This is a genomic window from Pseudomonas sp. FEN (assembly GCF_904067045.1).
Classification (GTDB): domain Bacteria; phylum Pseudomonadota; class Gammaproteobacteria; order Pseudomonadales; family Pseudomonadaceae; genus Aquipseudomonas.
Genome location: NZ_CAJFDC010000013.1, coordinates 434,908 through 443,169 on the forward strand (window position 1 = coordinate 434,908; position 8,262 = coordinate 443,169).

At 57.0% G+C, this 8,262-nt stretch carries 8 protein-coding genes and 1 pseudogene; 5 read left to right on the top strand and 4 right to left on the bottom strand.

Going from position 1 to position 8,262, the window contains the following annotated elements; translation table 11 throughout:
- The first annotated feature begins 45 nt into the window (after positions 1-45).
- From PFEN_RS16445 to PFEN_RS16465, 5 genes are read left to right on the top strand one after another with little or no spacing between them, the layout of a single operon-like run.
- Positions 46-1,803: a bifunctional alpha/beta hydrolase/class I SAM-dependent methyltransferase gene (locus tag PFEN_RS16445; RefSeq protein WP_191487861.1), complete on the top strand. Its 1,758-nt coding sequence runs from the start codon at positions 46-48 to the stop codon at positions 1,801-1,803.
- Positions 1,800-3,161: a phosphatase PAP2/dual specificity phosphatase family protein gene (locus tag PFEN_RS16450; protein ID WP_191487862.1), complete on the top strand. Its 1,362-nt coding sequence runs from the start codon at positions 1,800-1,802 to the stop codon at positions 3,159-3,161. The genes PFEN_RS16445 and PFEN_RS16450 overlap by 4 nt, the downstream gene beginning before the upstream one ends.
- Positions 3,151-3,606, top strand: coding sequence for a hypothetical protein (locus PFEN_RS16455; RefSeq protein ID WP_191487863.1), 456 nt, complete (start codon positions 3,151-3,153; stop codon positions 3,604-3,606). Before PFEN_RS16450 ends, PFEN_RS16455 begins: the two co-directional genes overlap by 11 nt.
- 9 nt (positions 3,607-3,615) lie before the next feature.
- Entirely contained in the window at positions 3,616-4,236 is a 621-nt protein-coding gene (locus PFEN_RS16460) for a lysophospholipid acyltransferase family protein (protein ID WP_191487864.1), read from the top strand.
- Between the two features lies 1 nt (position 4,237).
- A complete protein-coding gene (locus tag PFEN_RS16465) occupies positions 4,238-5,170 on the top strand; it encodes a phosphatidate cytidylyltransferase (protein WP_191487865.1) in 933 nt (310 codons plus the stop codon).
- A 1,248-nt stretch (positions 5,171-6,418) separates the two neighbouring features.
- On the opposite strand, the gene PFEN_RS16470 is transcribed toward PFEN_RS16465, so the two are convergent.
- The 4 genes and pseudogenes from PFEN_RS16470 to PFEN_RS30650 form a co-directional block, all read right to left on the bottom strand.
- Positions 6,419-6,769, bottom strand: a complete 351-nt coding sequence (locus tag PFEN_RS16470) for a hypothetical protein (RefSeq protein WP_191487866.1) — start codon at positions 6,767-6,769, stop codon at positions 6,419-6,421.
- A 6-nt stretch (positions 6,770-6,775) separates the two neighbouring features.
- Positions 6,776-7,126: a hypothetical protein gene (locus tag PFEN_RS16475; RefSeq protein ID WP_191487867.1), complete on the bottom strand. Its 351-nt coding sequence runs from the start codon at positions 7,124-7,126 to the stop codon at positions 6,776-6,778.
- Positions 7,127-7,609: 483 nt separating this feature from the next.
- The gene (locus tag PFEN_RS16480; protein ID WP_191487868.1) at positions 7,610-7,864 is read right to left on the bottom strand and encodes a MafI family immunity protein; all 255 of its coding nucleotides are present in this window, start codon (positions 7,862-7,864) and stop codon (positions 7,610-7,612) included.
- A gap of 202 nt (positions 7,865-8,066) precedes the next feature.
- Positions 8,067-8,262: pseudogene (locus PFEN_RS30650) on the bottom strand (hypothetical protein); the annotation flags it as partial.

The following is an 8,262-nucleotide window of genomic DNA, read 5'->3' on the forward strand; positions in this document are numbered from 1 at the left end:
GGCTTCAATCCCCCCCTCTCCAAGATCCGCTATAAGGACATTGCAATGCGCGACGAGCAAACCCAGACCTTCAGTACCCATGATGGTGTCGAGCTGTTTTATCGTCATTGGCCGGCTACCACGCCGGTCGCTGGCGAGCCGCGCAAGGCTGTCCTGCTGTTCCACCGCGGGCATGAACATTCCGGGCGGATTGCCCACCTGGTGGATGAACTCAACCTGCCGGAGTTCGATTTCTTCGCCTGGGACGCCCGTGGCCACGGCCAGTCGCCAGGCGCGCGCGGCGACAGCCCGAGCTTCGCCACCAGCGTGCGTGATGTGCAGACCTTCTGCGATCACCTCGGCACCACCTTCGCTATCGCCGAAGAAAATATCGCGGTGATCGCCCAGAGCGTCGGCGCGGTGATCGTCGCCACCTGGGTTCACGACTACGCGCCAAAAATCCGCGCGCTGGTGCTGGCTTCCCCGGCCTTCAAGGTCAAGCTCTACGTGCCTTTCGCCCGCCCGGGCCTGGCCCTGATGCGCCGCTTTCGCGGCAATTTCTTCGTCAACAGCTACGTCAAGGCCAAGTTTCTCAGCCACGACCCCGAGCGCATTGCTTCCTATGACAGCGACCCGCTGATCACCAAGGCCATTTCGGTGAACGTCCTGCTCGGGCTCTACGAGGCCGCCGATCGCGTGGTCGCCGATGCCAATGCGATTCAGGTACCGACCCAGTTGCTGATTTCCGGCGCGGACTTCGTGGTCCATCGCAAGCCCCAGGAGCAATTCTTCCAGCGCCTGGGCAGCCTGAAAAAGGAACGGCACATACTGCCCGGCTTCTTCCACGACACCCTCGGCGAACGCGACCGGCATCTGGCCGTCAGCCGCGCCAAGCGTTTTATCGAACAGAACTTCCTCTCGCCGGTCAACCGCCCGGCCCTGCTCGATGCGGATCGCATCGGCGAGACCTGCGCCGAATCCGAGTCGTTGGCGGCGCCCCTGCCGCACAACTCGCCACGCGACCTCTACTGGCGCCTGACCCGCGCCAGCATGGGCCTGGGCAGCAAGCTGTCAGCCGGGGTCAAGCTCGGCTTCGACACCGGTTTCGACTCCGGCAGCACCCTGGACTACGTCTACCGCAACACACCCACCGGGCATACCGCGCTGGGTCGGATGATCGACCAGAACTACCTGAACTCCATCGGCTGGCGTGGCATCCGTCAACGCAAACTGCATGTCGAGGAACTGCTGCGCCTGGCCATGGCCCAACTGCGCGAGCAAGGCCGCGCAGTGCGGATCGTCGACATTGCCGCCGGCCACGGACGCTATATCCTTGAAGCCCTGCAAGGGGTGACACCGCTGCCCGAGTCGATCCTGCTGCGTGATTACAGTGATATCAACGTGCGTGACGGCAGCGCCCTGATCGTCGAAAAAGGTCTCGGCGATATCGCTCGCTTCGTCAAGGGCGATGCCTTTGACCGCGCCGATCTGGCCGCGCTGGAGCCCAAGCCAAGCCTGGCGGTGGTATCCGGCCTGTACGAACTGTTCGCCGACAACAGTATGGTCGGCAACTCCCTCGCCGGCTTGGCCGAGGCCTGCGAGCCGGGTGCTTATCTGGTCTACACCGGACAACCCTGGCACCCGCAGCTGGAACTGATCGCCCGCGCCCTGACCAGTCACCGCCAAGGCCAGGCCTGGGTCATGCGGCGCCGCAGCCAGGCGGAAATGGACCAGTTGGTGGAAGCCGCCGGGTTTCGCAAGCTCACTCAACGGGTCGATGAATGGGGGATCTTCAGTGTGTCCCTGGCGCAACGCGTGCAATGATAAGCCCTACTCCCCGCGAAGCCGGCCTGCTGAAACGCGCCGTGCTGTGGCTGATCCTGCTGGCGCCGTTGTTCTTCTCCAGCTACGGCTTCGCCACCTGGTACACGGCCCAACGCAACGATGTCGGCCACTACGTGTTCGGCTGGGAAAGCCAGATACCGTTCTGGGCCTGGACCATCGTGCCCTACTGGTCCATCGATCTGCTTTACGGTTTGTCGCTGCTGCTGCCCAGGAGCCGGCGCGAGCTCGATCGACATGCCTTGCGCCTGCTGACGGCCCAGCTGATCGCCGTCTCCTGCTTCCTGCTCTGGCCGCTGACCTTCACCTTCACCCGTCCCCCGTTGGACGGCGTGTTCGGCTGGCTGTTCGCGGTGTTGGCGGGTTTCGACAAGCCCTTCAACCAGGCGCCTTCGCTGCATATCGCGTTGCTGGTGATTCTGTGGGTCATGTACCGCCGACACTTCGCCGGAGCCAGTCGTTGGCTGGTGCACGGCTGGTTTGCACTGATCGGCGTGTCGGTGCTGACCACCTATCAACACCACTTTATCGACGTGCCCACTGGCGCCCTGGCCGGCTGGTTGTGCGTCTGGTTGTGGCCGGATGAAGCGGCCGTCCCGTTGGCCACGGCGCGCCTGGCACGCGATGGCAAACGTCTCGTCCTGGCCGCTCGCTACGGGCTGGGGGCGGTGCTGCTGGCAATCCTGAGCGTGGGTTTCGCCGGTGCCGCGTTGTGGTTGCTCTGGCCGGCCCTGGCCCTGGCGCTGGTGGCGCTCAATTACGCGGTGTTCGGCGCCGAAGGCTTCCAGAAACGCGCCGACGGCAGCTTGAGCCCGGCGGCACGCTGGCTGTTCGCGCCCTATCGGGCTGGCGCCTGGATCAACTCGCGGTTATGGACGAAAGCTCATCCACAGCCCGATCACGTTGTCGACGACCTTTGGCTGGGGCGCCTACCGAGTCGACGCGAACTTCAGGACAGTCCGTTCGCGGCCATCGTCGACCTGTGCGCCGAACTGCCGCTGGTCCCCCAGGGCCGGGCCTACCGCAGCATCCCGGTGCTGGACCTGATCGCGCCCTCGGCGGCGCAATGTCGAGAAGCCGCCCTGAGCATCGAGCAACTGCGCTCGCATGGACCGCTGCTGGTCTGCTGCGCCCTGGGCTATTCGCGCAGTGCCACCGCGGTCGCCGCCTGGTTGCTGCGCAGCGGTCGGGCGACGCAGATCGATGAAGCCATGGCGCTGATACGCGCGGCACGTCCCGGAGTGGTCTTGCATCCGCGGCATCGCCAGGCGCTGGAAGCCATGATCAGCCTGGCGCCCAGCGAAGCATGCGCTCGCGTGAGGGTCGCCGATGTCCGCTGATCTGCAATTACAGGTGGTCGCCAGCCTGCTGCGCCGCGGTCGCGCACTGGACCAGCTATCCACTGGGCTGAGTGTACTGGGCGTTCTGCTGGGCCTGGCGCCGTTGCTCTTGAGCACGATCAGCCCATGGTGCCTGGTCACCAGCGCATGGCTGGTGCTGTCGGGCCTGCTGCAAAAATACTGGGCCTTTCGCGTCGCTTTCGATGCCGACCTGTTCCAGTTGATGGCACGGGATCCCGGCAACCTCAGCGACCGTACCGAGGCGCTGGACCAGGCCCTGCAAGACCTCGGCCTGCAAGCGCGGCAATCGACCGCTCGCCCCTGGGCCGAGCGCAGCCGTGGCGCGCTGGGCCTGCTCAAGCGCCAGGCGTTGCTGGTGCTGGTGCAAATTTCCCTGCCACTGATCGTCATTCTGGCCAGCCCCTGGCTGCCCTTTGCCGGATAAGGAATCCTCATGTTCGAACCCGTGGTTGCCACCCTCATCACCTCCGGCGCCCGCCTGATCACCGGGGCCCGCAGCCTGTGGATCGGTTGCGGACCCGATCCGGTACAGCGTATCTACTTCGCCAACCACAGCAGCCACGGTGACTTCGTGTTGCTCTGGGCCTCGCTGCCGCCAGCACTGCGTAAACTCACACGGCCGGTGGCCGGCGCCGACTACTGGAATAAAAGCGCATTGCGCCGCTACATCATCCGGCGCGTCTTCAATGGCGTGCTGATTGACCGCGAACGCAAGGAGCCCGGGGACAACCCGCTGCAACCGATGCTCGATGCACTGGAACAAGGCCACTCGCTGATCATTTTTCCCGAAGGCACACGCAACCAGGAGGACGGCCTGCTGCCGTTCAAGAGCGGGATCTTCCATCTGGCCCGGAGCTACCCGCAGGCAGAGCTGATTCCCGTGTGGATCGCCAACCTCAACCGGGTGATGCCCAAGGGCCGGGTCTTGCCTCTGCCGCTGCTGTGCACCACCAGTTTTGGCGCCCCGCTGCGCCTCGAAGAAGACGAAAGCAAAGAATACTTCCTGCAACGCAGCCGCGATGCGCTGCTGGCCCTGGCACCGGAGCAACACTGAAATGGATAGGCAGACCCTGATGTTGTTCGCCGGGATCGGCATGATCCTGGTCCTGGCCTCGTTGATCGGCTTTGTCCTCAAGTGGCGTACCCGGGGCACCCCGAGCGCGGTGATCGACAATCTCAACGCCCGGATCAATGCCTGGTGGGTAATGGTGCTGGTGATCGGTATCGCTTTCTGGCTGGGCACCGGCGCGGTGATCCTGCTGTTCTACGCGGTGTCCTTCTACGCCCTGCGCGAGTTCCTGACCCTGACGCCAACCCGGCGCAGCGACTACCCGGCGCTGGTGGCGGCGTTCTACCTGGCCCTGCCGTTGCAGTACCTGCTGATCTACAGCGACTGGTACGGGCTGTTCTCGATCTTCATTCCGGTCTACGTGTTCCTGCTGCTGCCGATCCTCGCTTCGCTGGGCGGTGACAGCACGCACTTCCTGGAACGGGCCTCGAAGGTCCAGTGGGGCTTGATGATCGCGGTGTTCTGCGTGTCATTCGTGCCGGCGCTGCTGACCCTGGACATTGCCGGCTACGAAGGCCGCAACCTGCTGCTGATCGCCTACCTGGTGATCGTGGTGCAGTTGTCCGATGTGTTGCAGTACGTCTGCGGCAAGCTGTTCGGCAAACGCAAGATCGCGCCCAACCTGTCGCCGTCGAAAACCGTCGAAGGCTTTGTCGGCGGGATTACCCTAGCCTCGTTGATTGGTGCCGCGCTGTTCTGGATTACCCCGTTCAACCCCTGGCAAGCGGGGTTGATCGCGTTGTTGATCAACCTGCTGGGGTTTGCCGGCGGCATCGTCATGTCGGCGATCAAGCGCGACCGTGGGGTCAAGGACTGGGGGCATATGATCGAAGGCCATGGCGGCATGCTCGACCGGCTGGATTCGGTGTGCTTTGCCGCGCCGATATTCTTTCATCTGGTGCGGTATTGGTGGACGTGAGGGGCTTAGTCGAGGTGTAAAGGCAGGACAATGCCCTTTCTCTTGACTGAAATTTCCTAGAAAATCCAACCCGCTTGCGCCTACCATTTTCGCTGGCTAGTCTGCTCCTTGTCACTGCTCATCAGTGATCGGGTTTAGTCGCCCACGAAACTACGGCGCACAGCGCCATCCTTGAGACGGGCGCTTTTTTATCACCTGCTCTTTATGGTGGTCGTGCGCAGGGCGCCCGAGGGGTGTCCCACGCACAGACTCCATTACATGAAATGTGCGGGCACAAAAAGCGCTTGCAATTCGAATGATGGGCGCCTATACGCCGGTCAACAAGGTTCGAGATCAGGAAGATTAGCGTCCGAAGAAGCTTAAGTAAGTACCATTCCTGCCCGACCCTATTATCAAACTGACTATAAGCTTTCATCACCATAGTCTCTGATGACAGCGCACCAACATCCACTTCGGCAAATGCGACGGTTCCTTCACGAGGTAATCCTGTCCGAATATCACTAACTGCCGCCGAAAGCCTATCCCTGATTCTCGGCGCGGTGGAGTTAGATAGGTAGACTAGGCGTTCCCCCTCCGCAATCATCCCAGTCGCTTTTGCACCAACAGTATCACCTGTCGCGAAATTCGTAGTCTACACGTGCAACGCCTGACGGGACGTGGCCTGCGAGCCGGTCGGCCCAGGTGATGCACTGTCGCTGCATAAAACTACCCCGACGCGGGTTTTTAGTCAGTCACGCCCCGACCTAAATCAATCGAAAATAAAGAGTCCTAACGGTTCGGTGGCGCAGCCATGGGAAGGCAAGGCGCGAAAGCCCCTCCATCGACACATCAAAAAATCTCGTGCCTAAGCAAACTAAATCCCCCCTCTACTTTTAGTGTATCCATTAACTCAAGAGAACGATCTGTTGCGTTTACATAAAACAGAATCGGGTAATCCGAAAATGCTTGCTCTACAGATTCACCATCAAAAGGATCAATATTTTTTCAAAACGAAGTACTCCAAACTATTGTCACCATGAAAATAATAAATGCCTCCATGATAAGTACTGTCTCTTTCTTCAAGTGAAATCCCTGCAAGTTTTTCTACCTGTGCCCTTGCCAAAACAAGGTTCAAACATTTTATTCCATACAAATCATAAGTCTTCATTTTGGTAGTACTACGCTTGGTGTCGGCTTCAATTCAATAACTGTGTTGCACTCAGCTCCTGCAACCGCCCTATTTTCTCAACGCCAATTTTTGCCTACTGTCTATTTAACCATAAGAAACCTAGGATCCTCAGTCATAAGTCTTAAAACTTCTGACCAGTTCCAAAGTATGCCAGGAAGATGATCCCTCGGGACAAACCTCCCACGTTCAGAGTTTGGAAATTTTTCCATAGCAAGTTTGCAATTTTCATAAAACAATTTGAAGCAATGTGCATCCACTTCATCTAAAGCGATAAAACTCTGCCCCTGCTCGTCCAGCGGCCTATAAATCTCACTCATGCAACCCGCCTGACTACCACTAAATTGCTTTCTGGTTGCCTCGATTATGCAATCAAAAACGCCTCCAGAGGTTCCCCAGCCTACATTCTTGCTAATTGCAATATACATACCCATAACGGTTCACCTAAATATTAAAACCTTATTTTGCTGATTTTCAGGGAGAGCTTTTATCCAGCCGTTAACCATATTTTGGTTTGCCTGCGTGAGATTTCTGTAGTCCAACGGAACTATATCAGCTTTGTTTATATGATCTATTAAATGGGCTTGATTTCGAGCAGCATTGTTTGAGAAAAATTTATTTATCTGCTCTGCCCTGGTAGAGTCAGTCCACATGAAATCGACCGTTTTCCCAGCATTTGGGCCGTCAGTGAAAATAAAGTCAGGATTTTTCTGCCCTTGAATAGGCTCTACGCGTTTCAGGGTACTGCCGAAGGTATTCTCCAGTTGAACGGCAGCCTGCCCTTCGTGCAAAGCTAGCTTTCCAGTATCCAGATCTTTAGCTAAGTCTTGAATCCTTCCCGTATTTATTGACGTAACCGGGTTGTCGGCGGCAATTTGTTATTTTTTAACTGATCTGCTGCCAAATCATTGAATGTCTTACCTGGATAAGCCTCAACACCTGTCTGATTTCGCCCGAACCACTCACTTCGAGGGATAGCTGCCTGCTCAAGCGCGGTAGAAGTTCGCGTATTCAAAATAAGGCGAGCCCCATTCATATCTACATAATCAACGGGAAGCTGATTCGGTTTAATTGTCCCAGCCCTCAAAGCGCCGGCTAAGTCATCAACTGTCTTGATCGGTGTGCCAGCCAGCTCTGAGTATACCTTTTGCCCATCCTCACTAAAGGACCGATCAGACTTGATTTTATTTTGAGCAAAATTTGCTTCTGTTAACGTCCCTCTCTCTGCATTAGCAAGGGTACCTGCCGCTTTTGCACCAACTAACCTCTAGCTTTTATTTCTTTAAACCCAACAAATGCTTAAATGGGCCCTCATTCAAATCAAATCCAATATCTTGAATTAGACGAACAGCCTCATTGTACTCTTCGTCCGTGATTGAAATATCATATTCGCAAACATGATCACACAAGATCTCAAAGGCTAAGCTCTCTTCATTATACGTAATATAATCCAAGGCTCCTTGGAGAAGGTCGGAATCCAATCGACCTTCAAATTTCTTTCCGAACTTAATGATGCGATCTGCGAACATAAATTCTACTTAATTGGCTTATAGGGTGGAATCATCGCATCAACAATCTTATCTCCTGACCAACTTTCAGGAAACACTGCCTTTCCCTCCTGTCCAGGCCACATATGTCCACCACTGCCTGGCTTATCGCCGTACAAAATATGTTGCTTTGCTTCAGAAGAAAGAATGTCAACGTAGTCCTTTTCAAGACCTTTTGCACCGACTAATCAGTAATAACCGCTTCTACCTCTCCTCCCCGAATTATGACCCGCCCCCAATCGCCAGACAGAGTATAAGCACCATCAACTCTAACAAAACTGTCTATATTTCCATAGTCCAAATCACCTGTACTATCTACAAACCCTATGCGTCTTCTATCAAACCATTCGATAGAGTCCGCATTAAAAAACCGCAACAGA

What these genes read in the sequence shown, in the direction of transcription:
- PFEN_RS16460 (WP_191487864.1), top strand. Translation starts at nt 3,616, where the DNA reads ATGTTCGAACCCGTGGTTGCCACCCTCATCACCTCCGGCGCCCGCCTG.
- PFEN_RS16455 (WP_191487863.1), top strand. Translation starts at nt 3,151, where the DNA reads ATGTCCGCTGATCTGCAATTACAGGTGGTCGCCAGCCTGCTGCGCCGC.
- PFEN_RS16465 (WP_191487865.1), top strand. Translation starts at nt 4,238, where the DNA reads ATGGATAGGCAGACCCTGATGTTGTTCGCCGGGATCGGCATGATCCTG.
- PFEN_RS16445 (WP_191487861.1), top strand. Translation starts at nt 46, where the DNA reads ATGCGCGACGAGCAAACCCAGACCTTCAGTACCCATGATGGTGTCGAG.
- PFEN_RS16480 (WP_191487868.1), bottom strand. Translation starts at nt 7,864, where the DNA reads ATGTTCGCAGATCGCATCATTAAGTTCGGAAAGAAATTTGAAGGTCGA.
- PFEN_RS16450 (WP_191487862.1), top strand. Translation starts at nt 1,800, where the DNA reads ATGATAAGCCCTACTCCCCGCGAAGCCGGCCTGCTGAAACGCGCCGTG.
- PFEN_RS16470 (WP_191487866.1), bottom strand. Translation starts at nt 6,769, where the DNA reads ATGGGTATGTATATTGCAATTAGCAAGAATGTAGGCTGGGGAACCTCT.